The sequence below is a fragment of the Pseudomonas sp. p106 genome, assembly GCF_003936645.1.
GTDB lineage: Bacteria > Pseudomonadota > Gammaproteobacteria > Pseudomonadales > Pseudomonadaceae > Aquipseudomonas > Aquipseudomonas putida_E.
The window spans coordinates 46,253-72,832 of record NZ_RHQR01000017.1 but is presented as its reverse complement, the minus strand read 5'-3'; the positions used below and the strand labels follow the sequence as shown (position 1 = coordinate 72,832).

23 protein-coding genes are annotated in these 26,580 nt (G+C 63.0%); 12 read left to right on the top strand and 11 right to left on the bottom strand.

Features of this window, described 5'->3' with window-relative positions:
* Positions 1–226 precede the first annotated feature (226 nt).
* The 9 genes from EGJ09_RS19980 to bioB form a co-directional block, all read right to left on the bottom strand.
* Positions 227–2,005, bottom strand: coding sequence for an acyl-CoA dehydrogenase C-terminal domain-containing protein (locus tag EGJ09_RS19980; RefSeq protein ID WP_046787553.1), 1,779 nt, complete (start codon positions 2,003–2,005; stop codon positions 227–229).
* Positions 2,006–2,128: 123 nt separating this feature from the next.
* Positions 2,129–3,412 carry a GGDEF domain-containing protein gene (locus tag EGJ09_RS19975; RefSeq protein ID WP_046787552.1) on the bottom strand — a complete coding sequence of 428 codons (1,284 nt, stop codon included), beginning with the start codon at positions 3,410–3,412 and terminating at the stop codon, positions 2,129–2,131.
* A gap of 211 nt (positions 3,413–3,623) precedes the next feature.
* Entirely contained in the window at positions 3,624–5,429 is a 1,806-nt protein-coding gene (locus EGJ09_RS19970; protein WP_125924619.1) for a phenylacyl-CoA dehydrogenase, read from the bottom strand.
* 307 nt (positions 5,430–5,736) lie between these two features.
* A complete protein-coding gene (locus EGJ09_RS19965) occupies positions 5,737–6,033 on the bottom strand; it encodes a hypothetical protein (protein ID WP_012316593.1) in 297 nt (98 codons plus the stop codon).
* 118 nt (positions 6,034–6,151) lie between these two features.
* Positions 6,152–6,832 carry a dethiobiotin synthase gene (bioD, locus tag EGJ09_RS19960; RefSeq protein ID WP_125924618.1) on the bottom strand — a complete coding sequence of 227 codons (681 nt, stop codon included), beginning with the start codon at positions 6,830–6,832 and terminating at the stop codon, positions 6,152–6,154.
* Positions 6,833–6,842: 10 nt separating this feature from the next.
* Complete coding sequence (gene bioC, locus EGJ09_RS19955) at positions 6,843–7,661, bottom strand: malonyl-ACP O-methyltransferase BioC (RefSeq protein WP_125924617.1); 819 nt, start codon at positions 7,659–7,661, stop codon at positions 6,843–6,845.
* Complete coding sequence (locus EGJ09_RS19950; RefSeq protein WP_125924616.1) at positions 7,654–8,385, bottom strand: alpha/beta fold hydrolase; 732 nt, start codon at positions 8,383–8,385, stop codon at positions 7,654–7,656. Before EGJ09_RS19950 ends, bioC begins: the two co-directional genes overlap by 8 nt.
* A complete protein-coding gene (bioF, locus tag EGJ09_RS19945) occupies positions 8,378–9,550 on the bottom strand; it encodes an 8-amino-7-oxononanoate synthase (protein WP_125924615.1) in 1,173 nt (390 codons plus the stop codon). Before bioF ends, EGJ09_RS19950 begins: the two co-directional genes overlap by 8 nt.
* Before the next feature lies 1 nt (position 9,551).
* Positions 9,552–10,610, bottom strand: a complete 1,059-nt coding sequence (gene bioB / locus EGJ09_RS19940) for a biotin synthase BioB (protein ID WP_125924614.1) — start codon at positions 10,608–10,610, stop codon at positions 9,552–9,554.
* Between the two features lie 89 nt (positions 10,611–10,699).
* Between bioB and EGJ09_RS19935 the strand changes: the two genes are divergently transcribed.
* The 4 genes from EGJ09_RS19935 (at position 10,700) to rarD (ending at position 14,226) form a co-directional block, all read left to right on the top strand.
* Positions 10,700–11,437, top strand: a complete 738-nt coding sequence (locus EGJ09_RS19935) for a ComF family protein (protein WP_125924613.1) — start codon at positions 10,700–10,702, stop codon at positions 11,435–11,437.
* A 26-nt stretch (positions 11,438–11,463) separates the two neighbouring features.
* Positions 11,464–12,228 carry a TOBE domain-containing protein gene (locus tag EGJ09_RS19930; protein ID WP_046787544.1) on the top strand — a complete coding sequence of 255 codons (765 nt, stop codon included), beginning with the start codon at positions 11,464–11,466 and terminating at the stop codon, positions 12,226–12,228.
* 71 nt (positions 12,229–12,299) lie between these two features.
* Complete coding sequence (locus EGJ09_RS19925) at positions 12,300–13,274, top strand: serine/threonine protein kinase (protein WP_125924612.1); 975 nt, start codon at positions 12,300–12,302, stop codon at positions 13,272–13,274.
* Positions 13,275–13,338: 64 nt separating this feature from the next.
* Entirely contained in the window at positions 13,339–14,226 is an 888-nt protein-coding gene (gene rarD / locus EGJ09_RS19920; protein ID WP_046787543.1) for an EamA family transporter RarD, read from the top strand.
* 228 nt (positions 14,227–14,454) lie between these two features.
* Here the strand turns inward: rarD and EGJ09_RS19915 are convergent, their stop codons facing one another.
* Positions 14,455–14,973 carry a glycine cleavage system protein R gene (locus tag EGJ09_RS19915; protein ID WP_012316603.1) on the bottom strand — a complete coding sequence of 173 codons (519 nt, stop codon included), beginning with the start codon at positions 14,971–14,973 and terminating at the stop codon, positions 14,455–14,457.
* A 456-nt stretch (positions 14,974–15,429) separates the two neighbouring features.
* Between EGJ09_RS19915 and EGJ09_RS19910 the strand changes: the two genes are divergently transcribed.
* On the top strand, positions 15,430–17,607 hold the full coding sequence (locus EGJ09_RS19910; RefSeq protein ID WP_115273057.1) for a malate synthase G: 2,178 nt from the start codon (positions 15,430–15,432) through the stop codon (positions 17,605–17,607).
* 96 nt (positions 17,608–17,703) lie between these two features.
* Here the strand turns inward: EGJ09_RS19910 and EGJ09_RS19905 are convergent, their stop codons facing one another.
* Positions 17,704–18,147 carry a response regulator gene (locus EGJ09_RS19905; protein WP_012316605.1) on the bottom strand — a complete coding sequence of 148 codons (444 nt, stop codon included), beginning with the start codon at positions 18,145–18,147 and terminating at the stop codon, positions 17,704–17,706.
* 185 nt (positions 18,148–18,332) lie between these two features.
* Between EGJ09_RS19905 and EGJ09_RS19900 the strand changes: the two genes are divergently transcribed.
* The 7 genes from EGJ09_RS19900 (at position 18,333) to EGJ09_RS26595 (ending at position 26,546) form a co-directional block, all read left to right on the top strand.
* The gene (locus EGJ09_RS19900) at positions 18,333–20,270 is read left to right on the top strand and encodes a putative nucleotidyltransferase substrate binding domain-containing protein (protein ID WP_125924611.1); all 1,938 of its coding nucleotides are present in this window, start codon (positions 18,333–18,335) and stop codon (positions 20,268–20,270) included.
* Positions 20,267–20,977 (top strand): PolC-type DNA polymerase III, encoded by a 711-nt coding sequence (locus EGJ09_RS19895; RefSeq protein ID WP_119687886.1) that lies wholly within the window; start codon positions 20,267–20,269, stop codon positions 20,975–20,977. The genes EGJ09_RS19900 and EGJ09_RS19895 overlap by 4 nt, the downstream gene beginning before the upstream one ends.
* Positions 20,978–21,136: 159 nt before the next feature.
* Entirely contained in the window at positions 21,137–21,655 is a 519-nt protein-coding gene (locus EGJ09_RS19890; protein WP_115273059.1) for an RNA polymerase sigma factor, read from the top strand.
* Positions 21,652–22,608 (top strand): FecR domain-containing protein, encoded by a 957-nt coding sequence (locus tag EGJ09_RS19885; RefSeq protein WP_125924610.1) that lies wholly within the window; start codon positions 21,652–21,654, stop codon positions 22,606–22,608. Before EGJ09_RS19890 ends, EGJ09_RS19885 begins: the two co-directional genes overlap by 4 nt.
* Positions 22,609–22,769: 161 nt before the next feature.
* On the top strand, positions 22,770–25,205 hold the full coding sequence (locus EGJ09_RS19880; RefSeq protein ID WP_125924609.1) for a TonB-dependent siderophore receptor: 2,436 nt from the start codon (positions 22,770–22,772) through the stop codon (positions 25,203–25,205).
* Between the two features lie 55 nt (positions 25,206–25,260).
* A complete protein-coding gene (locus EGJ09_RS19875; RefSeq protein ID WP_125924608.1) occupies positions 25,261–26,373 on the top strand; it encodes a PepSY domain-containing protein in 1,113 nt (370 codons plus the stop codon).
* Positions 26,370–26,546, top strand: coding sequence for a hypothetical protein (locus EGJ09_RS26595; RefSeq protein WP_174141951.1), 177 nt, complete (start codon positions 26,370–26,372; stop codon positions 26,544–26,546). Before EGJ09_RS19875 ends, EGJ09_RS26595 begins: the two co-directional genes overlap by 4 nt.
* The last annotated feature ends 34 nt before the right edge of the window (positions 26,547–26,580 follow it).

The following is a 26,580-nucleotide window of genomic DNA, read 5'->3' as shown; positions in this document are numbered from 1 at the left end:
GGGGTTTTCCCAGACTTTTTCCCTGTGACATCCCTATCGCCCCACCGTCCTGGCAGGAAATCCTTCGTTTGTCCCTGTTCTGTCCTTTGCGCTTCCTGCGCAACGTCCATGTAGCAAGATTAGCCGTGGATCCAATCTGACACCAGTGGCGAAAAGTCACCGCGTGATGTAGGAAAATGCTTACAAACAACGTTCATCAACAAACGGCGGGCGTGTATCCCAGTCGTCAGAACTGCTCGGCATCCAGCAAGTACAACGACTCGCTCCCCGCCTTGACCGAAGCCACCAGCGAATCCACCCGCGGCAGCAGCCTGGCGAAGTAGAACCGCGCCGTCCCCAGCTTGGCCGAGTAGAACGCCTCATCGCCCTCGCCCGCCTTGGCCGCCCGCGCCATCAACGCCCACATGTAGGCATAGGCGACATAGCCAAAGGCATGCAGGTACTCGACCGACGCAGCACCAATCTCATTCGGGTTGCCCTTGGCCTGCTCCAGTACCCACTCGGTAAGACCGTCGAGTTGATCGAGGTAGGCACCCAGCGGCTTGGCGAACTCATCCAGGTCGCCACCCGCGCTGGCAATGAACTGGCGAATCTCCTCAGAGAACAGCTTGTAGTAGGCACCACCACTGGCCACCACCTTGCGGCCCATCAGGTCCAGGGCCTGAATACCGTTGGTGCCTTCATAGATCTGGGTAATGCGCACATCGCGTACCAGTTGCTCCTGGCCCCACTCGCGAATGTAGCCATGGCCACCGAACACCTGCTGGCCATGCACCGCACACTCAAGGCCCAGGTCGGTGAGGAAGGCCTTGGCTACCGGCGTCAACAGCGCCACCAGTTCTTCACTGCGTTTGCGCGTACCCGGCTCTTCGCTGTACTTGGCGCTGTCCAGCTGCATTGCCACGTACGTGGAGAAGGCGCGGCCACCTTCGATCAGCGCTTTCATGGTCAGCAGCATGCGGCGCACATCCGGGTGGACGATGATCGGGTCGGCCGCCTTTTCCTTGGCCTGCGGGCCGGTGGGCGCACGGCTCTGCAAACGGTCGCGGGCATACTCGACGGCATTCTGGTAGGAGCGTTCGGCCGTGGCCAACCCCTGAATGCCCACCCCCAGGCGCTCGTAGTTCATCATGGTGAACATCGCCGCCAGGCCCTTGTTCGGCTCGCCAACGATGTAACCTACAGCTTCATCGAAGTTCATCACACACGTTGCCGAAGCCTGGATACCCATCTTGTGCTCGATCGAGCCACAGGTAGCCGGGTTACGTGCCCCAAGGCTGCCGTCATCGTTGACCAGGAACTTGGGCACCAGGAACAGCGAGATGCCCTTTGGCCCGGCCGGTGCGTCCGGCAGCTTGGCCAGCACCAGGTGGATGATGTTTTCGGTCAGGTCGTGTTCGCCGCCAGTGATGAAAATCTTGGTGCCGCTGACCTTGTAGCTGCCATCGGCCTGGGGCTCGGCCTTGGTCCGGATGATGCCAAGGTCGGTACCGGCATGCGGCTCGGTCAGGCACATGGAACCTGCCCACACGCCGGAATACATGTTCGGCAGGTACTTTTCCCTGAGCGCTTCGCTGGCGTGGGCGTTGATCGACAGGCAGGCACCCGCAGTCAGCATCGGGTACAGGCCGAACGCCAGGCTCGACGCGTTGACCATTTCTTCAACCTGGGCCGAAATCGCCTTGGGCATGCCCATGCCACCGTACTGGGGATCGCCGCCCACACCCACCCAGCCGCCCTCGGCGTAAGTGTTGTAGGCCTCGATGAAGCCAGCCGGGGTGCTTACCGCACCGTTTTCCCAGTGACAGCCCTCTTCGTCAGCTGCGCGGCTGAGCGGGGCGATGGACTTGCTGGTGACCTTGCCTGCTTCTTCCAGCACGGCAAGTGCGGTTTGCGCATCGACCGTTTCGGCCAGCTCAGGCAATTGCGCCCACAGCTCTGCCACGTTGAAGACTTCATTCAGAACGAAGCGCATGTCGCGCAGCGGCGCTTTATATTCAGCCATGACAACCTCTCGCTGGTGGGGTCGGGGCGGTCTCGAAGGACCGCAGCACGGGGTTGATTCCAGTGTAACCGAACAACTTTTGCGAGACATAGGGTCATCACGCGACCATATAGTCAATAATGGTCACGCAGTGCGAACGGCTCCGCGCCGTGATTGTTGGCCGTAAACCATGACACAGTTACGGCCGGCACCTTTGGCGCTGTAAAGCGCCTGGTCGGCTGACTTGAGCACTTCTTCGGGGTTGCGGTGTTCGATAAGGCGCTCAGCGACGCCGATACTGATGGTCACCGATACCGTGCCAGCACCACTGCCGCTGCGGCGCTGGCGCCCGGCGGAATCGTCCTGTGGCCGGTTGTTCTGGTCACGCAGTTGCATCGTGTAGTTGGCGATCATCTCGCGCACGGCTTCCACATGCGGCACGCATTCCTCGGCGGTCTTGCCGGCGAAGACCAGGGCAAACTCCTCGCCACCGTAGCGGTAGGCGCGCCCACCACCGGTGACCTTCGACAGCCGGCTGGCGACCAGGCGCAATACCTGGTCACCGACATCGTGGCCATGGGTGTCGTTGAATTTCTTGAAGTGATCGACGTCGGTCATGGCAATCACGTAGTTGCGCCCCAGGCGCTGCATGCGTTCGTTCAGCGCGCGCCGCCCAGGCAGGCCGGTCAGCTCGTCACGGAAGGCCATCTGATAGGCCTCGTGGGAGACCGCCGCAGCGATCATCAGCATCACCTGGCTGCACATGATGTTCAGCGTGAACGGCAGGATGAACGTCTTGGGCAGCATCCAGAAGATACCGATCAGCCCGATGATCTGGGCCGCATGCAAGGGCCTTGGCTCACGCAGGTACTGCACCACCAGCAGCATGAAGACACCGATGAACAACGGGTAGACCATCTGGATCAGGCTCATCCACTGCCCATGCAGCGACGGCCAACGGATTTCAGCCAACCAGCCCAGCAGTGCCTGGGGAAAACTTTGCTCCAGTGCCACTGCCACGCTACCCACAGCGAACAGCACAGCAAACCGCGCAAGCAGGTCCTGGGCCAGGTGGGTGCGCTCCTGCCAGGCGCCAAATAGCCCGAACAATGCAGGCAGCAGCAGGCACACCAGATGGAAAATCACCGCTGCGTCCTCGCGCACACGCCCATGGTCACGGTAGTAGTCGGTCTGGGTATCGAGCAGAAAGTAGGCGATGTACACCGTGACCATCAAGAACAGCTCACGCTGGCGACGGTAGACCGCGCAGTAGGCGCCACCCAGCAGCAGGACCAAGGTGGGCAGGACATTGAACAGTGATGTGAAGAAGACGCTGAGGTCTCTCACGTATGCCGCCGCAAGCCCTGCCAGCAAGAGGAACAGCGAAGGCAGGAAGTGGCTTGCGCGTACAGCGTTTAAACGAAACAAGGGTAATCTCCGACCCGGCAGATCAATAATGGCATTGTGCCTTTACTTCATCGGCAGCGCACATGAATAGATGAATGCACGGGGGGTTAACGGCAGTAGGGGCGGAGGGCTTGAGCTTTTCTTGTAACCGGATCTTGGGCCGCAGCGGCCCCAAAAATACGAAAACCCGCCTGCCGGTGAAGGCAAGCGGGTTTCAGTGACGCCTTGCGGCTTAGTAGGACAGGCCGAAGTGCTCTTCGTCCATCGCCATCAGGTTGCTGGCACCGGACAGCATGGTCGCCACATGCGTGCGGGTACGCGGCAGGATACGCTGGAAGTAGAAGCGCGCCGTCTGCAGCTTGGCGGTGTAGAAAGCTTCTTCCGAAGTGCCGGCAGCCAGCTTCTCGGCAGCCAGGCGTGCCATGTCGGCCCAGAAGTACGCCAGGCACGCATAACCGGAGTACATCAGGTAATCCACCGATGCAGCGCCTACTTCTTCGCGGTCCTTCATGGCGGCCATGCCCACTTTCATGGTCAGTTCGCCCCATTCCTTGTTGATCGCAGCCAGCGGCTCGACGAACTCGCTGACCGCCTCATTGCCTTCCTGCGCCTGGCAGAACTTGTGCACGATCTTGGTGAAGCCCTTGAGCGCTTCGCCCTGGGTCATCAGCACTTTGCGGCCCAGCAGGTCGAGGGCCTGAATGCCGGTAGTGCCCTCGTACAACATGGAGATACGGCTGTCGCGCACGTTCTGCTCCATGCCCCACTCGGCGATGAAGCCGTGGCCGCCGTAGATCTGCACGCCGTGGTTGGCCGCCTCGAAGCCGACTTCGGTCATGAAGGCCTTGGCGATCGGGGTCAGGAAGGCCAGCAGGGCGTCGGCCTTCTTGCGCTCTTCCTCGTCCTGGCTGTATTTGACGATGTCCACCTGCTTGGCGGTGAAGTAGACCATGGCGCGGTTGCCTTCGGCGAAGGCCTTCATGGTCAGCAGCATGCGGCGAACGTCCGGGTGCACGATGATCGGGTCAGCAGCCTTGTCAGGCGCTTTGGGGCCGGTCAGCGAACGCATCTGCAGGCGGTCACGGGCGTACTTCAGGCCACCCTGGAAGGCCACCTCGGCATGTGCCAGGCCCTGCAGCGCGGTGCCCAGGCGGGCGGTGTTCATGAACGTGAACATGCAGTTCAGGCCCTTGTTGGCTGGGCCGATCAGGTAGCCGGTGGCGCTGTCGAAGTTCATCACGCAGGTAGCGTTGCCGTGGATGCCCATCTTGTGCTCGAGCGAGCCGCAGCTCACGCCGTTGCGCTCACCCACGCCGCCTTCGGCGTTGGGCAGGAACTTCGGCACGATGAACAGCGAGATACCTTTGGTGCCGGCTGGGGCATCCGGCAGGCGGGCCAGCACGATGTGGACGATGTTATCGGCCATGTCGTGTTCGCCGGCAGAAATGAAGATCTTGGTGCCGGAAATGCTGTAGGAGCCGTCAGCTTGCGGCTCGGCCTTGGTGCGCAGCATGCCCAGGTCGGTGCCGCAGTGCGGTTCGGTCAGGCACATGGTGCCTGTCCATTCGCCCGATACCAGTTTGGTCAGGTAGGTTTCCTGCTGCTCTACAGTACCGTGCGCAGAAATGGTGTTCATCGCACCATGGGACAGGCCCGGGTACATGCCCCACGACCAGTTCGACTCACCCACCATCTCGCTCAACGCCAGGCCCAGCGACTCCGGCAGGCCCTGGCCGCCATGGGCGACATCATGGGCAAGGCTTGGCCAGCCGCCTTCGACGAACTGCTCGTAGGCCTGCTTGAAACCGGTCGGGGTCTTCACGCCGGACTCGCTCCAGGTGCAGCCTTCCAGGTCACCGACACGGTTCAGCGGGGCCAGCACCTGCTCACAGAATTTCGCGCCTTCTTCGAGGATCGCGTCGACCATGTCGGGCGTTGCGTCCTGGCAACCCGGCAGGCTCTGATAGTGCGCCTCATAGCCAAGCAGCTCGTCGCGAACGAAGCGAATATCACGCAAGGGGGCTTTGTAATCAGGCATTGCGATGAACCTCTGTGATGAGTCCGGTAGGGAGACCGCTGATACCGACCAGCTCTTGCCGGCTTTCGGTCAAACAGTTGTTTGAAACTTACGTTTAGGACTGACCGATGTCAAGGAGGGACTATGGTGCCATTTATGCCGCGAAACATGGCGTTTATGCCATCGCTTGAAAAGACGCCCACGACAATGGCAGCGGGCCTGCCCACGAAGGCGTCGGCTCAGGCAAAAAATCTAGCCTGATCAAACGCATCCGCAGGCAGGCCCGCTTCCACAGAGCACTGCGCAGGTTTGTGAAAGTGCCGCGCCTTCAGGCGTAGGTATCGATGAACCGACCGAGCATTTCGTCGGAAGCCTTGGCGACTTTCGCGCCCAGTTCGACCTCGGTTTTGCCCAGCGCCAGCTGTACAGTGCTGGTGGCAAGGTCCATCTGCTGGCTGCGGTCAACCGCACGCAGGCGCTCGGCCTGAAAATCGCTGGACTGGCTGGTGGCGGCGCGTTCGACAGTGTTGCTGGCGATCTGGCTGGCCGCCTGGTCGACGCGGTTCTGCCCGCTCTGGATGGCGCTGAGGCCCGCGTAGTAGGCGGAGCTACCGGTGATTTCCATGTCAAAACTCCAATGACGCTGGATGTGAACAGGCCTGATTAAAACAGGCCCGGGCCATAAAGGCCCGTTTAAATCGCTAATGGCCCCGTGCTATCTGATAGACGTGAGGCATGGCGCTTCAGTCCAGCAAGTCCAGCTGCAGATGTTCCGCGACTGCATCGGCAGTCGCTTGCTTGAGCTTGGGCACCCGCCCCAGGCAAGGCGCTGGCAAGCGCTCGGCCAGGCTGGCGAGGTTCTCCTCCAACCGCGACGTACGCGGGTCGATGACATTGGCCACCCAGCCTGCCAGTTGCAACCCGTCCCTGGCGATTGCCTCGGCGCTGAGCAATGCATGGTTGATGCAGCCAAGACGCACCCCTACCACCAGAATCACCGGCAACTTGAGGGCGATTGCCAGGTCGGACAGATTGGCATGGCCGGACAGCGGCACGCGCCAGCCACCGGCACCTTCGACCAGGGTGAAATCCGCGCCCTGATCCAGCACGTGGCGCATGGCCTTGAGCAGGGCCGGGACCTCCAGCGTCACACCCGCTTCACGCGCCGCCACATGCGGCGCGATGGCAGGTTCAAATGCAAAAGGGTTGATCGCTTCATAAGGCAGTTTGAGCGTGCTCTCGTCGATCAACGCCTGGGCGTCAGCGTTGCGCAGCCCCTTTGCGGTCACTGTGCAGCCGGACGCCACCGGCTTTGCCCCCAGCGTACTCAGGCCCTGCAGCCGTGCGGCATGCAACAGCCCGGCTGCGATGGTGGTCTTGCCGACATCGGTATCGGTACCCGCGATGAAATAGGCCTGGCTCATTTCGCTCCTCTCACGCCTTTGGCTTGCGCAACACACCATAAACCACCTGATAGGTGGCGGGCAGCCCTTGTGGCTGGCGGAATGCTTCATACGCCTGCAGCAGCCCCTGCATGCGGGTACGGCCAGTCAGGCCCGACGGCCGCCCAGGGTTGAGGTTGTGGGCGCCAAGTGCCTTTAGCTCATGGGTCAGGCCGCGCACATGCGGGTAGTGCAGCACATGCGCCTGCTGACGCAGGCCAAGCTGCTCCAGGCCGCTTGCCGCGCACAGTCGCTGATAGTCCTCGAACCGGCGGAAGCGGTTGACATGCACCATGCCATCCACGGCCTGCCAACTGGCGCGCAATTCATCCAGGGTACCGACACACAGGCTGCTGAAGGCCAGCACACCGCCCGGGCGCAATACCCGCCGTGCCTCTTCCAGCACGCTGGAGAATTGCGCGCACCACTGCACCGCCAGGCTGGAGAAAACCAGGTCGACGCTGTGATCAAGCAGCGGCAGCCGCTCGGCGTCGCCTGCCACATGGTAGCGGGCCCCGCCCTGCTCGCCTCGGGCATGGCGCAACATGCCTTCGGCGATGTCCACCGCCACGCCCGTCGCCGGCGTGAAGCGCTCGGCCAGCACCCGGCTGAAATGCCCCGTACCACTGCCAAGGTCGAGCCAGCGCGATGGCGTCAGTGGGTCCGGCAACTGCTCCAGCAGGGTCATGCCCACCGCGCGCTGCAAGGCCGCCACGCTGTCGTAGCTGGCTGCCGCGCGGGAGAACGAGGCCGCTACCTGGCGCTTGTCCGGCAGCGCGCCGGGCAGGGTTGGACGGGAAAGGTCAGTCATCGCCACTCTCATGCAGGAAACTCTTGATGCCCGCCGCCAGCTCCTGCGGGTATTCCAGCAGGAACGCGTGGGAACTCTCTTCAACCAGGCCGACTTCAACGTCGGGCAACAGCTCGCTCAGCGCTTTGGCCGCCTCGGGGGGCACCAACGCATCACTGCCGGCGAACAGGTGCAGTTGCGGGCCGCCGTACGCCTGCAGCGCTTCGCGGGTATCCAGCTGTGCCAGCACCTCAAGCCCGGTGGCCAGGTACAGCGGGTCGGTCTCCGGTACCCCCACGCCCAGCTGGCGCAGCAACGTGCGCGGCTGCAGGGCGCCGTCACTGCACAAGGTACGGAAACGCTTGAGGGTAACGCAGGTGTGGCTGCGGCAACCGTCGAGGAAGGTCCCGAAGGTGTCATCGGCCATGCCATGCGGCCAATCCGCCCGTGCCACGAAGCAGGGGTTGCTGGCCAAGGTCAACAGCCCGCAACAGTGGTCGCCACGCTTGCGGGCCAGCTCACTGGCGAGCATGCCGCCAAGCGACCAGCCGCCCAGCCAGGTATCACTGGGCAGTTTGCGGTCAAGGTAGTCGACCCACGCCTGTACATCGGCGTCGGCCAGCTCCGGCAAGGGCGCCAGCTCGACCTGCAGGCGCGCGTCCTGCGCACGCAGGCTGGCGGCCAGCGGCTCCAGGGCCGCAGTACCCAAGCCCCAGCCGGGAAGAAGGATCAGTCGGTTACGCATCGGCGGCCTCCAGCTGTGGATAACAATCGGCCAATGCATTCAACAATAGCTGTACCTGCGCCTCACTGTGCGCAGCGCTCAAGGTTACCCTCAGCCGTGCACTGCCAGCAGGTACGGTAGGCGGGCGGATGGCGGTGACCAACAGGCTTCGTTCGCGCAGCATCTGCGACAGGCGCAGTGCCTGTGCGCTGTCGCCGATCAGGATCGGCTGGATCGGAGTCGGGCTGTCCATCAGCTGCAGGCCGATCTGCACGGCACCCTCGCGGAACTGCCGGATCAACCCGGCCAGGTGCTCACGGCGCCAGGTTTCGCGGCGCAGCAGCTCCAGGCTCTTGAGCGTGGCGCAGGCCAGTGCCGGCGGCTGGCTGGTGGTATAGATGTACGGCCGGGCGAACTGCACCAGTGCCTCGATCAAATCATCGCTGCCCGCAACGAAGGCGCCCGCGGTGCCGCAAGCCTTGCCCAGCGTACCGATCAGCACGGGCACGTCATCGATGCCCAGGCCGAAGTGTTCGACGACACCGCCGCCCTGGGCACCCAAGGTACCCAGGCCGTGAGCGTCGTCGACCATCAACCAGGCGCCACGCGCACGCGCGACCTCGGCCAGTGCAGGCAGGTCGGCCAGATCACCGTCCATGCTGAACACACCGTCGGTGACCACCAAGGTATTGCCGCAGGCCTTGCCCAGGCGGTTGGCCAGGCTGACTGCATCGTTGTGCAGGTAACGGTTGAAGCGGGCACCACTGAGCAAGCCGCCATCGAGCAGCGAGGCATGGTTGAGGCGGTCCTGCAACACCGTATCGCCCTGCCCCACCAGCGCGGTAATGGCCCCGAGGTTGGCCATGTAGCCGGTAGAAAACAGCAAGGCACGCGGGCGACCGGTCAATTCGGCCAGCGCCTCTTCGACCTGATGGTGCGGCGTGCTGTGGCCGACCACCAGGTGCGAGGCTCCGCCACCGACACCCCAACGCTCGGCGCCGGCTTGCCAGGCGGCGATCACCTCGGGGTGGTTGGCCAGGCCCAGGTAGTCATTGCTGCAGAAAGCCAGCAACGGCTGGCCGTCGACCACTACGTTCGGCCCTTGCGGGCTCTGTAGCAGCGGCCGCTGCCGATACAGGTCTGCAGCGCGCCGTTCGGCAAGACGCGCTGCAAGATCGAAGGCCATCTCAGGCAGACGCGGCGTTATAGAACAGCTCGCTGCTGCGTTGCTCGACCAGCGCCTCTTCGATGGCGGCCTGGTGCACTTCGTCGGCATGCTCTTCACGCGCTTCAGGCTTGATGCCCAGGCGGGCGAACAGCTGCATGTCCTTGTCGGCCTGTGGGTTGGCAGTGGTCAGCAGCTTCTCGCCATAGAAGATCGAATTGGCGCCGGCCATGAAGGCCAGCGCTTGCATCTGCTCGTTCATCTGCTCGCGCCCGGCGGACAGGCGCACGTGCGACTTGGGCATCAGCAGCCGCGCGACCGCCAGCATGCGGATGAAGTCGAACGGGTCGACATCTTCTTCTTCGGCCAGGGGGGTGCCGGCCACTTTCACCAGCATGTTGATCGGCACCGACTCGGGATGCTCGGGGAGGTTGGCCAACTGGATCAGCAGGCCTGCACGATCGTCGAGCGACTCGCCCATCCCGAGAATGCCACCGGAGCAGATCTTCATCCCGGCATCGCGTACGTAGGCCAAGGTCTGCAGACGCTCGCTGTAAGTGCGGGTGGTGATGATGCTGGCGTAGAACTCCGGCGAGGTATCGAGGTTGTGGTTGTAGTAGTCCAGGCCTGCCTGGGCCAGCGCCTGGGTCTGGTCCTGATCGAGCTTGCCCAGGGTCATGCAGGTTTCCAGCCCCATGGCCTTGACCCCTTTGACCATTTCCAGCACGTAGGGCATGTCCTTGGCCGAGGGGTGCTTCCAGGCGGCGCCCATGCAGAAGCGGGTAGAACCGATGGCCTTGGCCCGCGCCGCTTCTTCCAGCACCTTCTGCACTTCCATCAGCTTCTGTTTTTCCAGCCCGGTGTTGTAGTGGCCGGACTGTGGACAATATTTGCAATCTTCCGGGCAGGCGCCGGTCTTGATCGACAGCAGCGTGGAAACCTGTACGCGGTTAGGGTCGAAATGCGCCCGATGCACGGTTTGCGCCTGGAACAGCAGGTCGTTGAACGGTTGCTGGAACAGGGCCTTCACCTCGGCCAGGGACCAGTCGTGACGTGTTGTTGCAGTTGTGCTGGCGCTCATCGGCGTTTCCTTGTTTAGGCTGTAGCTGGCGCCGGGACAGGAATGCCCGCCAGCGCATCACGGATAGCTCGCATAGTCATGGAAGGCCTATGAACTGTCAACCTTGGTTAAAAGCACTGGTTTACAAGTGTATAAATATTGATCATACCTGTTTGCTGTGCGGCACTCCTGCCGAGCAGCCCCACCCCATCTGTATTGCGTGCGAGGAGGACCTGCCCTGGCTGAGTGAGTACTGCATGCATTGCGCGCTACCGCTGCCAATGGCCGGCCTGACCTGCGCCCAGTGCAGTCGCCGTGCCCCGGCCTTCGAACAAGTGGTGGCGCCGTGGTATTACGGCTTTCCCGTGGACACACTGATCAGCCGCTTCAAACACAATCGCCAGTGGCCATTGGGGCGCTTGATGGCCGAAATGCTCAGCCTGGATTTGCGCCACCGCTTTGCCGATGGCCTGGCCAGGCCATCGCTGCTGTTGCCTGTGCCACTGGCAAAGCGTCGACAGCGCGAGCGTGGCTTCAACCAGGCAGGCATGCTGGCAAAGTGGTTGGCCAAGGCCCTGGCAATCGACTGCAACGAGCGATTGCTGCGGCGCACCCGCGAAACACCGGCGCAGCAAAGCCTGGATGCCAAGGCCAGACGGCGTAATCTGCAGCAGGCCTTTGCGGTGGTTGATGAAAGCGCATTGCACGGCCTGCATGTGGCCGTGGTCGATGACGTGCTGACCACCGGTGCCACGGCGCAAAGCATCGCCGCCCTGCTGCGCGGCGCCGGCGCACGCCGCGTTGATGTGTATTGCCTGGCACGCACGGCAAAACCGGGGCAAGCTTGACCGGTCAGTCCCAGATAGGCGCCATCATGACCCTGCCCGCCCTGCTCACCCAGCACATCGCTCGCCGCCCACAGCGCATCGCTTTGCTTCAGCATATCGCTGAGCAAGGTTCGATCACCCGCGCCGCGAAGGCGGCAGGCATAAGCTACAAAGCCGCATGGGACGCCATAGACGAACTCAACAACCTGGCCAGCCAGCCGTTGGTCGAGCGTAGCACCGGCGGGCGCGGCGGCGGTGGCGCTCGCCTGTCGGGCGAAGGCGAGCGGGTACTGCGCCTTTACCAACGCTTGCAGGCCTTGCAGGCCCAGATTCTCGAGGCTGCCGAAGAATCCAGCGACCTTGACCTGCTTGGGCGCCTGATGTTGCGCACCAGTGCCCGCAACCAGCTGCAAGGCCAGGTCAGCGGCTTGCGCCGCGAAGGGCGGCACGACCGCGTGAGCCTGGCGCTGGGTGGCGGGCTGGAAATCGAGGCACTGATTACCCATGACAGCACTGCACGCCTGGAGCTGACGCTCGGCACCATGGTGGTGGCGTTGCTCAAGGCCGGGTGGGTGCAGTTGTCGAGCGCCGCAGATGAAGCCGAAGCGGGCAGCAATGTGCTCAAGGCAACTGTGGAAGAGGTGATTGCGGATGGGCATGACACCAGTGAAGTGAGGCTGGCGCTGGGTAATGGCCAGACACTCTGTGCGTTTGCCGAGGCGCACTGGCTGGCACGAGAGGCAGTGACAACAGGTAGCCAGGTCCGGGTGCAGTTTCATCCCTCCCATGTATTGCTGGGGGTACCGGTGTAGGTTGGTCGCGCCACCCCGCCAGAGGGCCGGCACTGATACCATGAGCCCTTGCAGCCCACCCCGGAGCCACCATGTCTCACCCCTTCGCGACCCTCACCCCCGACCTGGTACTGGACGCCGTGGAGAGCCTCGGCTTTCTCAGCGACGCCCGCGTACTGGCCCTGAACAGCTACGAGAACCGCGTCTACCAAGTGGGTATCGAAGGCGAGCAACCACTGATCGCCAAGTTCTATCGACCCGGCCGGTGGAGCAATGAAGCGATTCTTGAAGAACACCGCTTCACCGCCGAGCTTGCTGAGTGCGAAGTGCCGGTGGTCGCCCCGCGGCAGCACAATGAACAGACCCTGTTCGAGCATCAGGGCTTTCGCTTCACACTGTTTCCCCGCCGCGGCGGCCACGCACCGGAGCCAGGCAACCTCGACCAGCTCTACCGTCTGGGCCAGCTGCTGGGCCGTCTGCATGCCGTGGCGGCAACACGCCCGTTCGAGCATCGCGAAGCCTTGACTGTGGATAACTTTGGCCACGCCTCCCTGCAAACCCTGCTTGATGGCAACTTCGTACCTCGGGAATTGCTGCCCGCGTTCGAGTCTGTAGCGCGCGAGCTGCTCAAACGGGTCGAAGACATCTACGCACGCACCCCACATCAGGTCATGCGCCTGCACGGCGACTTGCACCCCGGCAACCTGATGCATCGCGACGACGTCTACCACGTCGTCGACCTCGATGACTGCCGGATGGGCCCGGCCGTGCAAGACCTGTGGATGATGCTGGCCGGCAGCCGTGAAGAACGCCTGGGCCAACTGGCAGAGCTGATCGACGGCTACAACGAGTTTCACGATTTCGACCCGCGCGAGCTGCCCCTGATCGAACCGCTGCGCGCCTTGCGCCAGCTGCACCATAGCGCCTGGCTGGCACGGCGCTGGGACGACCCGGCATTCCCGCGCAGCTTCCCCTGGTTTGGCCAACCGCGTTACTGGGGCGATCAGATCCTGGCCCTGCGCGAGCAAACAGCGGCACTCGACGAGCAACCCCTGAAATTGTTCTAAATGCCTGCAAAGGTCTGTCTACAATAGGCGTCGCTGTATTTAGCTACCTAAGCAAGGATTCTGCATGCACGCCGCAAACCCGCGTCGCGGGTACATTCTTGGCCTCTCGGCCTACATCATCTGGGGCTTGTTCCCCCTCTATTTCAAAGCCATACAAAGTGTCCCGGCGGTTGAGATCATCGTGCACCGGGTGCTCTGGTCCGCTTTGTTCGGCTCGCTGCTGCTGTTGGTGTGGAAGCACCCAGGGTGGTGGCGCGAGCTGCGCGACAACCCCCGCCGCCTGGCCATTCTTGCCCTCAGTGGCGCCCTGATCGCCGGCAACTGGCTGACCTACGTATGGTCGGTCAACAACGGGCGCATGCTCGAGGCCAGCCTGGGCTACTACATCAACCCGCTGGTGAACGTGCTGCTGGGCATGCTTTTGCTGGGTGAGCGCCTGCGCCGCCTGCAGTGGCTGGCAGTGGGCATGGCCGCAGTAGGTGTGGCGCAACAGGTGTGGCAAGTCGGTAGCCTGCCTTGGGTGTCATTGGTACTGGCGCTGACGTTTGGCTTCTACGGCCTGATCCGCAAGCAGGCACCGGTGGCGGCGCTGCCCGGCCTGGTGGTGGAAACCTGGATGCTGGTGCCCCTGGCGCTTGGCTGGCTGCTGCTGCACCCTGCCGCGATGAGTGCACAAGGCAGTTTCTATACCAGCAGCGAAGCGCTATGGCTGATCGCAGCCGGGCCGGTAACGCTGATACCACTGGTGTGCTTCAACGCCGCTGCGCGGCACTTGCCCTACACCACCCTGGGCTTCCTGCAGTATCTGGCGCCGACCTTGGTACTGCTGCAAGCGGTACTGCTATTTGACGAGCACCTGTCTTCCAGCAGCCTGATGGCTTTCTTGTGCATCTGGGCTGGCCTGGCGCTCTACAGCGTCGATGCCTGGCTGAACCTGCGCAAGCGCGCCTGATCAAAAAACGATCAAAACTCTGCAGGCCACGCCGGCCGTGGCCTGGCAGAACATCTCCAGAGGTTATCCACACCCTCGTCCCCGTGCTTTGTGCACAAGCCATTGATTAGTGGCTGTTTTTTGACCAAACAGCGGGAGAGCTCGCCATCCCTGGGCTAGCGAGGAGCGCCCCCAGGTTATCCACAGGGCCGTCCCCGGTTAATCGGGATAACCCGCTACCGCCTCGGCTCAATCCTGGGGCCGCAATTTCAACTCCACCATCAAGTCATCCGCCAGGCTCTCCAGCTTCTGCTGCAGATCATCCAGCGACAAGGTCAATGGCAGCGCCAGCAAGGCATCGGCATGGAACAACGGCTCGCTGCTCATCGGCGCCGGGCGCACTTCGGTGGTGAAGCGCTCAAGGTTCACCCCTTGGTCAGCGAGCAAGCGGGTGATATCACGTACGATGCCTGGGCGATCATTACCCACCAACTCCATCGCGATCGGCTTCCAGGTACAGGAAGGCTCGATGCCGCTTTCTGCGATCAGCACACGGATATCGTACTGCCCCAGGGCCTGAAGCGATTTCACCAGCTCATCGTAGCTCTCTGCCGGCACCGCGACCCGCAGGATGCCGGCGAACTGCCCGGCCATACGCGACATACGGCTCTCCAGCCAGTTACCGTTGTGGTCGGCGATGCACTGGGCAATCCGTTCGACCTGGCCGGCCTTGTCAGGAGCAATCACGGTCAGTACAAGATGATCCACAGGGCTTCCTCTGCGTCGTGCCGCCTGCAGCGGCGAGAATACGGGGGGATTGGTTCAGTATAGGCAAGGCGCGGCAACCTGCCGCAGGACGGTCTGCCGAACTAATCGTGTACTGTTTCAAGATTTATCTGGAACAATCCACCGGTTTTTTGCGAACATAGCCACTCCCAGCGTGACCCTCCGCGACCAATCGGTCGCGGAGCGACGCTTTTAGTCTGATGTTCACCGGCCTGCTGCTTCATGTAGTATGCCTCGGCGCGGACTACAAAACGTCGTTACGATGTCTGCCAAGGCGCCTGTGAAAATACGCCAACCGCCCGCCAGCCTTTCTGGCGAGCCGCACCCAGCCGCTCTCGTGAGTGGTGAGAGCATGTACTGGTGCCGTGTTTAGAGAAGCGCTACAGGCTTAATACAGAAGAGCGAAAGCGAAATAGCTGAGCAAAGGTGAGGCAAGCAATGACTGGATACGTTCAAGTCGGTGGCCTTCAGGTCGCCAAGGCCCTGTACGACTTCGTCAACAACGAAGCGATCCCTGGAACCGGCGTCAAGGCCGATGCGTTCTGGGCCGGGGCAGAAAAGATCATCAACGACCTCGCCCCAAAGAACAAAGCCCTGCTCGCCAAGCGCGACGAGCTGCAAGCCAAGATCGACGCCTGGCACCAGGCACGCAAAGGCCAGGCACACGACGCCGTCGCCTATAAAAGCTTCCTTCAGGAAATCGGCTATCTGCTGCCACAAGCCGACGATTTCCAGGCCACCACCCAGAACGTGGACGAAGAGATCGCCCACATGGCCGGCCCACAGCTGGTCGTGCCGGTGATGAACGCCCGCTTTGCCCTGAACGCCGCCAACGCCCGCTGGGGCTCGCTGTACGACGCACTGTACGGCACCGATGCCATCAGCGATGAAGGCGGCGCCGAAAAAGGCCAGGGCTACAACAAGGTCCGTGGCAACAAGGTCATCGCCTTCGCCCGCGCCTTCCTCGACGAAGCCGCGCCGCTGGCCGCTGGCTCGCACGTCGACTCCACCGCTTACCGCATCGAAGGCGGCAAGCTGGTCGTTGCCCTCAAGGGTGGCAGCAACAGCGGCCTGCGGGACGACGCCCAGCTGATCGGCTTCCACGGCGATGCCGCCGCGCCAACCGCCGTGCTGCTCAAGCACAATGGCCTGCACTTCGAAATCCAGGTCGATGCCAGCACCCCGGTCGGCAGCACCGACGCCGCCGGTGTCAAAGACATCCTGATGGAATCGGCGCTGACCACCATCATGGACTGTGAAGACTCGGTCGCTGCCGTCGATGCCGACGACAAGGTCATCGTCTACCGCAACTGGCTGGGCCTGATGAAAGGCGACCTGGCCGAGAGCGTCAGCAAAGGCGGCAAGACTTTCACCCGCACCATGAACCCGGACCGCGAGTACGCAGCGCCCAATGGCGGCACCGTGACCCTTCACGGTCGTTCGCTGCTGTTCGTGCGCAACGTGGGCCACCTGATGACCAACCCGGCCATTCTCGATGCCCAAGGCAACGAGATTCCCGAAGGCATCCAGGACGGGCTGTTCACCAACCTGATCGCCCTGCACAACCTCAACGGCAATACCAGCCGCAAGAACACCCGTACCGGTAGCGTCTACATCGTCAAACCGAAGATGCACGGCCCTGAAGAAGTGGCGTTCGCCGCCGAGATCTTCAGCCGCGTCGAAGACCTGCTGGGCATGCCGCGCAACACCGTCAAGGTCGGCATCATGGACGAGGAGCGCCGTACCACGGTCAACCTCAAGGCCTGCATCAAGTCGGCAGCCGAGCGTGTGGTGTTCATCAACACTGGCTTCCTCGACCGTACCGGTGACGAAATCCACACCTCGATGGAGGCCGGCGCCGTAGTGCGCAAGGGCGCCATGAAGAACGAAAAGTGGATCGGTGCCTACGAGAACAACAACGTCGACGTCGGCCTTGCCACCGGCCTGCAAGGGCGTGCGCAGATCGGCAAAGGCATGTGGGCCATGCCGGACCTGATGGCTGCCATGCTCGAGCAGAAGATCGCTCACCCGCTGGCCGGTGCCAACACCGCCTGGGTACCGTCGCCGACCGCCGCCACCCTGCACGCCCTGCACTACCATAAAGTCGACGTGCAGGCGCGTCAGCGCGAGCTGGCCAGCCGCGCCCCGGCCTCGGTCGACGACATCCTGACCATCCCGCTGGCAGCTGACACCAACTGGTCGGCCGAAGAGATCCGCAACGAGCTGGACAACAACGCCCAGGGCATCCTCGGCTATGTGGTTCGCTGGATCGACCAGGGCGTGGGTTGCTCCAAAGTGCCGGACATCAACGATGTGGGCCTGATGGAAGACCGCGCTACCCTGCGTATCTCGGCCCAGCTGCTGGCCAACTGGCTGCGCCATGGCGTGGTTACCCAGGAGCAGGTGCTGGAAAGCCTCCAGCGCATGGCCGCCGTGGTCGACAAGCAGAACGCCGGTGACGCCCTGTACCGCCCGATGGCGCCGAACTTCGACGACAACGTGGCATTCCAGGCTGCAGTGGAACTGGTAATCGAGGGTGCCAAGCAACCGAACGGTTATACCGAGCCGGTACTGCACCGTCGCCGCCGCGAGTTCAAGGCGCGTAACGGGCTCTAAGACACCGGGGCCGCTCCACCAATTACAGGAGGATCGCATTCCCCTGTAGGAGCGGCCTTGTGTCGCGAAAGGGCTGCAAAGCAGCCCCATTCCCGCTCACTCAAGCTTCAATTCTTTCTTCACCAACCCCAGCAGTTTCCCCAGATCCACCGGCTTCAGCAAAAAATCCACCACCCCCAGGTGCATCACATCCACCGCCTCCTTCACATCGGTGTCGCCTGACACCACGATGATCGACAACGCCGCCCGTTCCGACTCACGAATCTGCCGGATAAGCTCCAGGCCATCCTTGGGCTGCATGCGCAGGTCGGTGATCATCAGGGCGATGCGCGGTTCGTAATGCAGTTTGAACATCGCCTCCTGAGCACCATCGGCCTGCATGCAGTCGATCCCCCTGCTCTTCAGGTAAAGGCACAGGGCCTCACTGTTCACCGGGTTGTCATCAACCACCAATACCACCGGCCTGGGCGCAACAGGTGCACTCAACCCGGCCAGTGCCTCACGTTCGGCGTCACTCAGGATGTCGTCATGCTCAACCATGGTCGTCTCATCAAATAGTCTTGCTCACCGGTAAGACCGCAGCTTGCGATATTGATCACACTACGCTCATAGACTTACGTCCAATGGGCACCGCACGGCCGTCAGCCGACCATGGGGACCGAGAACAACAAGGCCGCACCTATATATAGATATATATAGTTCGGCGTAGCGATACGGTCAGTGTCATGAGCAAAAACGACGCCTACAGCCAGGCGGGCAGAACTGCCGTTCTGCAGAACATTCAGGGCACCCTGCAGTTTTTGCAGCGTTTCCCGCCGTTCAACCAAATGGAACACAGCCACCTGGCGTTCCTGGTGGAACCGTGCCAGTTGCGTTTCTACTCCAGCGGGGAAAGCATCATCAAACCCGCTGACGGCCCGGTGGAGCACTTCTACATCGTCAAACAGGGGCGCGTGGTCGGTGAGCGCCAGCACCTGGTCAAGCCCGGCGTGGAAACCACCTTCGAGATCACCAGCGGCGAGTGCTTCCCGCTGGCCGCCCTGCTCGGCGAGCGCGCTACCCGCACCGAGCACCTGGCGGGCGAGGACACGTTCTGCCTGCAATTGAACAAAGCCGCCTTCATCCGTGTGTTTTCCCTTTCCGATGTGTTTCGGGATTTTGCGCTGCGCGGTGTCAGCAGCCTGCTTGACCAGGTCAACCAGCAGGTGCGCCAACGAGCGGTGGAAACACTCGGCACCCAATACTCACTGAACACCCCGCTGGGTGAACTGGCCATGCGTCACCCGGTGGTCTGCACCCCGGACACGCCGCTGCGCGACGCCGTGCGGTCGATGCACGAGCAGCAGGTCGGCAGCATCGTGGTGGTAGATGCGCAGCGTTACCCGGTGGGCATCTTCACCCTGCGTGACCTGCGCCAAGTGGTGGCTACTGTCGATGCCGACCTCGGTGCCGCCATCGAACGGCACATGACCGTCAAACCCTTCTACCTCAACCCGCAGGCCAGCGCCTTCGACGCGGCCATGGCAATGACCGAGCGACACATTGCCCATGTTTGCCTGGTGGACAACCAGCGCCTGTGCGGCGTGGTCTCGGAGCGCGACCTGTTTTCCCTGCAACGGGTCGACCTCGTGCACCTGGCCCGCACCATCCGCCATGCACCGCGCCTGGACTCCCTGGTGGCGCTGCGTGGCGAGATCGGCCAGCTGGTGGAGCGCATGCTCGCCCACGGCGCGTCGTCGACCCAGATTACCCAGATCATCACCCTGCTCAACGACCACACTGTCTGCCGGGTAATCGAACTGGCTCTGGCCGAACGCGGCGACCCTGGGGTGCCGTTCAGCTGGCTGTGCTTTGGCAGCGAAGGGCGCCGTGAACAGACCCTGCATACCGACCAGGACAACGGCATCCTGTTCGAGGCAGCCGACAGCAGCGAAGCCGAAGCCATTCGCGCCCGCCTGCTACCACTGGCCCACTACATCAACCAATGCCTGGCCCAATGCGGCTTCACCCTGTGCAAGGGTAACGTCATGGCAGGCAACCCCGAGCTGTGCCTGTCGCGCACTGAATGGGCACGGCGCTTCGCCGGCTTCATCCGTGAAGCCAGCCCAGAGAACCTGCTCGGCTCGAGCATCTATTTCGACCTGCGTGTGGTCTGGGGCGACGAACAGGGGTGCGAACAGCTGCGCCAAAGCGTGCTGGAACAAGTAGCCGAGAACCGCATTTTCCAGCGCATGATGGCCGATAACGCCTTGCGTCAGCGGCCTCCGGTAGGCCGCCTGCGCGAATTCGTCCTGACCCGCCAAGGCAACGACAAGGCCGCTACCCTGGACCTCAAGGTCCAGGGCCTGACCCCCTTCGTCGATGGTGCGCGGCTGCTGGCCCTGGCCAATGGCATCGGTGCCTGCAACACCCTGGAGCGCCTGCGCCAGCTGGTCGACAAAGGCGTTATCGAGGCGCTCGACGGCGCGGCATACGAAGAGGCCTACCATTTCATCCAGCAAACGCGCATGCAGCAGCACCAGCGCCAGACCCGCGACAATCAGCCGTACTCCAACCGCCTCGATCCGGACAGCCTCAACCATCTGGACCGGCGCATCCTGCGTGAGTCCCTGCGCCAGGCGCAACGCCTGCAAAGCAGCCTGGCCCTGCGGTACCAGCTATGAGCCTGTTCGCCTGGCTGCGCCCTGCCGCGCCGGCCCTGGACGGTGCACTGCATCAACGCCTGTCGCGCCTGCCAAAACCCGCACCGCTGGGCGTGTGCTCGCTGCGTGAGCAGCGCTGGGTGGTGCTGGACCTTGAGACCAGCGGCCTGAACCCCAACCGCGACCAGGTGCTGTCGATCGGTGCCGTAGCCATCGAAGACGGCGCCATCGACTTCTCCCAGCAGTTCGAGCGCACCCTGCACCGCCCGGCCCAGAAAACCAACGCCAGTGTACTCATCCATGGCCTGGGCCCGAGCGCCCTGGCCGCAGGCAGCGACCCGGCCGAGGCGTTGCTCGACCTGCTCGAGTTCATCGGTGACAGCCCGGTGCTGGCGTTCCATGCACCGTTCGACCAGCGCATGCTGGCTCGGGCATTGAAAGAAACCCTTGGGCATCGCCTGCAACAGCCCTTCCTCGATGTTGCTGAACTGGCGCCCATGCTCAACCCTGACACGGTACTGCGCGAAGCAGGGCTGGATGACTGGGTGGCGCGCTTCGGGCTGCAGGTGGATGAGCGCCACCACGCTAGCGCTGATGCCCAAGTCACCGCTGAACTGGCGTTGATCCTGTTCAGCCAGGCCCGTCGCCAGCAGCTGGACAGCCCATTGCAGCTGGAGCAGCGCTTGCGCGGGTGGCGGCGGCGCAATGTGCAGGGGCATGGGCTTTAGAAACATACCCTTTGAAGGGGCTGCACCTGTGATATCGGGCACCGCCCCCACCATGACAGTGGCAACCCGATAAGCGTCCATTGCGCCACGCCCCCCGCCTCTGCAACAATCGCGAATAATTATCGTTAGTTAACGCATTCGTTCCGGGGGGGACACTGCTTGTCTTCTGCTCAGAGCCCACACGCCGAACTGGTCGGTGCGCTGTACCGCGACCATCGCAGCTGGCTGCTTGCCTGGCTGCAACGCAGCATGGCCTGCCGCCAGCGTGCCGAAGACCTGAGCCAGGACACCTTCGTGCGCCTGCTCGGGCGCGAACAACTGGACACCCCCCGTGAGCCGCGCGCTTTCCTGGCTGCAGTGGCCAAGGGGCTGATGTTCGACCACTTTCGCCGCGCAGCCCTGGAGCAGGCCTACCTGGCCGAACTGGCCCGCTTGCCGGAAGCCGAGCAGCCCTCCCCGGAACTCCAGCACCTGATCCTCGAAGACCTCAAGGCCATCGACCGCCTGCTCGGCAAGCTGTCGAGCAAGGCACGCACGGCGTTCCTGCACAATCGCCTGGACGGCATGAGCCACGCCGAAATCGCCGAGCGCCTGGGCGTATCGGTGTCGCGGGTGCGCCAGTACATCGCCCAAGGCATGCGCCAGTGCTATGTGGCCCTGTATGGGGAGCCGACGTGAACAACTCACCGGTTTCTGCCGGGGTCCTTGAAGCTGCCATCGCCTGGAAACTGAGCCTGGACGACGGTACCGGTACGCCCGACGAACGCAGCGAGTTCATGCGCTGGCATGCCGCCAGCGAGGAACACGCTCGCGCCTGGCGCCAGTTGGGCACCCTCGATCAGCGGGTCAGTGCCGCAGCCGGCCCCGCGCGCCAGGCCCTGCAGCAATCGCGCGCAGGGTTGCGCCGGCGGGTGGCCAAGGTGGGCGGCGGCCTGGCTGGCATGTTCCTGCTCGGCTCACTGTTGGCTTGGGTTGGCGCGCCATCGCTATCGGCAAGCTACTGGCTGGCCGATCAGCGCACCGCCACCGGCGAACTGCGGACCCTGCGCCTGGAGGACGGCACGCTGCTGAGCCTGAACACTCATACCGCGGTCGACATCGACTACGAAGGCGACCAGCGTGTACTGGTGCTGCACCAGGGTGAAATCTCGGTGGAGACCGGCCACCAGGACCCTCGCCCGTTGCTGGTGCGCACCGACGATGGCCGCCTGCGCCCTCTGGGCACGCGCTTTCTGGTGCGTCGCGAAAATAACGGTACCCGCCTGGAGGTGTTGCAGTCCTCGGTCGCAGCGCAGCCGCTCAACAGTGGCGACGAGCAGGTACTGCGCGAAGGTCAGCAGGTGCTCATGAACGCCAATGGCCTGGGCCGTATCGCGCCCGTGCAAGCCGGTGCGGATGCCTGGACCCGCGGCATGCTGGTGGTGGACAACATCCGCCTGGCCGACCTGGTAGCGCAGCTGGGCCAATACCGTAGCGGCCACCTGGGCGTGGCCGATGAAGTGGCCGACCTGCGCGTGACGGGGAGCTTCCCGTTGACCGATACCGACCTGGCCCTCGCTTCGCTGGTGCCCGCGTTGCCGGTGAAGATCGAGCGGCATACCCAGTGGTGGGTGAGCGTGGTGCCCAAGTAGCACCATAGCGCCCCCGTGGGGCCGGCTTGCCGGCGATGAAGGCCTAAGCTGGCTGCGTACAGATACAAACCATTTCCACTTTTTTTCCAGATACCCCTGTCACTTCTGAAATCTCGCTCGGCAAGGAAGCAATTAGCACTTATCCGTCGAGGAACCGCTGCATGTCCCGTGCCGTTGATCGTATCCTGCGCCCCAGCCTGATGGCCTTGGCCATCGCCCTGGCTGCCCCGTTGGCCAGCCCTGCCCTGTTCGCCGCCGAGCAGTCCGCACAGCGCGCCTACGACCTGCCCAGCGCCCCGCTGGCCACCACCCTGAACCAGATCGCCAGCCAGTCGGGCATCACCCTGGCCATCGACCCGGCATTGGTCAGCGGCCGAAACTCGGCGCCGGTCAACGGCCAGTACGACGGCCTCGGCGCCCTGCAGGCCGCCCTGCTCGGTACCGGCCTGCAGCTGCAGCAGAGCACTGTCGGCAGCTACAGCCTGGTGGCTGTTCCTGATGGCACTCTGGCGTTGCCCGAGACCGCGATCAATGCCAATGCATCGTACGAAAGCGCCTGGGGCCCGGTTGAGGGCTACACGGCAACACGCACCGCCGCTGGCACCAAGACAGACACAGCCATTGCCGAACTACCACGCTCGGTGACGGTGATCACCCGCCAGCAGATGGAAGACCGCCCGGTCCTCAATCTCAACGACGCCTTGCGCTACACCGCTGGCGTACAGAGCAGCGGCTACGGCTCCGACTCGCGCAGCGACTGGCTGTTGGTGCGCGGCTTCGTGCCCACCCAGTTTCTTGACGGTCTGCCATTGCCAAAGGGTAACTATGCGTCGCCGAAAATAGAGCCCTGGAACCTGGAGCGCATCGCGGTACTGCGTGGCCCGGCCTCTTCCGTTTACGGCCAGACCCCTCCCGGCGGCTTGCTGGACATGACCAGCCGCCGCCCGGATTTTGAAAGCAGCCACGAAGTTGAAGCCCAGGTTGGCAGCAACAACCACAAACAGATCAACTTCGACAGCACTGGCAAGATCGATGACGCGGGACGGTTTCTCTACCGTGTGAGCGGTACCGTGCGCGACAGTGGCACACCGATCGATCATATTCCGGACAAGCGCTACAACATCGCACCCAGCTTGACCTGGAACATCAATGACGACACCAAACTGACGTTCATTACCCAGTACACCCGCGACGATACCGGTATCACCGGCCAGTTCCTTCCCTTGCAGGGCACCAAACTGGACAGTCCTGCAGGCAAGATCTCCCACCACAAGAACCTGGGTGACCCGGACTGGGAATCCTACGACCGCACTTACTATCATTTGGGCTACGCGTTCGAGACCCGCCTGAACGACACATGGCAGTTCCGCCAGAACCTGCGTTACGCGCGCAACGAGCTGGACTTCAAGGGCATCACCGCCGGCGGTTCGATCTGGCCGGCAGGCCCGGACGAAGCAGTCAGCGCCGATGGCACGGTGCAACGCACCGCCGGCATCGTCGAGGAAGATATCTCCCAGTTCGCGGTGGATAACAACTTCCAAGCGGACTTCCAGACTGGCATGGTCGCCCATACCCTGCTGCTGGGGCTCGATCACCAACGTTCGGACAGCAATGCCCGCTGGCGCTGGGGTTCGGCCGGCGTGCCGCCAAGCAATATCCACAACCCGATCTACGGCCAGGATTTCTCGAACGTCCAGTACTTCGACATGTATGACTACGATCAGAAAACCCAGCAGACCGGTCTGTATGTCCAGGATCAGATGGCCCTGAACAACTGGCGCCTGACCTTGGGCGGCCGTGAAGACTGGGTACACACCGGCACCACCTTCCACAACCAGGGCGACGCCACCAATACCCAGCGTGACAAGAAATTCAGCGGTAACGCAGCACTGAGCTACGTTTTCGACAACGGCATTACCCCGTACTTCTCGTATGCCGAGTCGTTCCAGGCCGCAACCGGTGCCGCAGTGAACAGCACCGATGCTTTTAAACCTACCGAAGGCAAACAGTACGAACTGGGCATCAAGTACCAGCCCCCTGGCAGCAAGACACTGCTTAGCGCAGCGGTATTCGACCTGACCCAAGAAAACATGTCGGTAACCGAGGGCGGTGTGACTCGCCAAGTAGGTGAAGTTCGCGTCAAAGGCCTGGAGCTTGAAGCCACATCGGATGTAACCAAGAACCTGAAATTGATCGGTTCCTACACCTATAACGACAGCGAGATCACCAAAGGCAACGACGGTGAGAAGGGCAAGCGCATGGCCCAGGTCCCTCGTAACCAGGCCACTGCCTGGGCCGACTACACCTGGCACGAAGGTGCGCTCGATGGCTTTGGCGTGGGCGTCGGTGTGCGCTATGTGGGTGACACCTATGGCAACACCACCAATACCGACTGGGGCCATGTGGGCTCATACACCGTCTACGATGCCTCGGTGCATTACGACTTGGGCCGCCTGAACCCAACCCTCAAGGGCGTGACCGTTGCCGTAGATGCGAAGAACCTGTTCAACAAGGATTACCTGTCGACTTGTGACGGTTACTACTGCTACTACGGCGACGAACGCAACGTAGTGGCCAGCGTCAATTATAAGTTCTGAGCGAATCGGGGCCGCTGTGCGGCCCCAGGTTCCATCAGGCACATTCGGTACCGTGATGAAAAGCCAAACCATCCGCCGCTGGTCCGTGATTCACACCTGGAGCAGCCTGGTCTGCACCCTGTTCCTGCTGTTGCTGGCCCTCACCGGCCTGCCGCTGATCTTCCACCACGAAATCGAACACCTGCTCGGCGACGCACCAAAGCTGCGCGAGATGCCTGCAGGCACCCCGCACCTGGACCTGCAACAGCTGGTGCTCAAGGCCGAGCAGCATCGTCCCGGCGAGGTGATGCAGTACTTCGGCTATGACGAAGACGAACGCAACGGCGTGGTGGCGATCACCGCTGCCACTGCCGGCACCGAACCCAATTCGTCACACACCTTCATGCTCGACGCCCGCACCGGCGAAGCCGTCGCCATGCCGGCCGCCAACGGCGGTTTCATGATGATCATGCTGCGCCTGCACGTCGACATGTTCGCCGGGCTGCCCGGCAAGCTGCTGCTGGCGTTCATGGGTGTGCTGTTCGTTGTCGCGATCATCTCCGGCACAGTGCTCTACGCACCGTTCATGCGCCGCCTGCAATTCGCCACGGTGCGCCACGAAAAATCCCGCCGCCTGCGCTGGCTCGACCTGCACAACCTGATCGGGGTGGTGACACTGGCCTGGGCGCTGACCGTCGGTGTAACCGGGGTCATCAGCGCCCTGTCCGACCTGGTCATCGCCGCCTGGCGCAACGACAGCCTGGCCGCAATGGTCGCGCCCTACCGTGACGCCCCGCCACTCACCGAGCGTGCACCGGCCAGCCGCCTGCTGGACATCGCCGAGCAGGCCGCACCCGGCATGCGCCCGGACTTCATCGCCTTCCCCGGCACGCGGTTCTCCAGCGAGCACCACTACGCCGTGTTCATGAAAGGCGCCACCCACCTGACATCGCACCTGCTCACGCCCGTGCTGATCGATGCGCGCAGCCTGCAGGTGACGGCAGTGGGCGAACGCCCCTGGTACATGGACGCCATGGGCCTCTCGCAGCCACTGCACTTTGGCGATTACGGCGGGCGCCCGATGCAGATCCTCTGGGCAGTGCTCGATGTGTTGACCATCATCGTGCTCGGCAGCGGCCTTTACCTATGGTGGGGCAAACAGCGCAAACCCCGGGAGGCGCGGGCATGAGCCACAAATCGCAACCGACCCTGCGCATCTTTACCTGGCCGGCCGCCATCGGCCTGCTCGGTGCCGCCGGCCTGTTTGCCGCCTTGCTGGGTGACGGTGCGTGGGATGCCCTGGCCTGGCTGGGCCTGGGCGTGCCCGTCATCCTCAGCCTGCGCGGGTTGTGCCGGCGATAACCGGCTACCGCTTCGGTCCTTGCCCTGGGCCCTA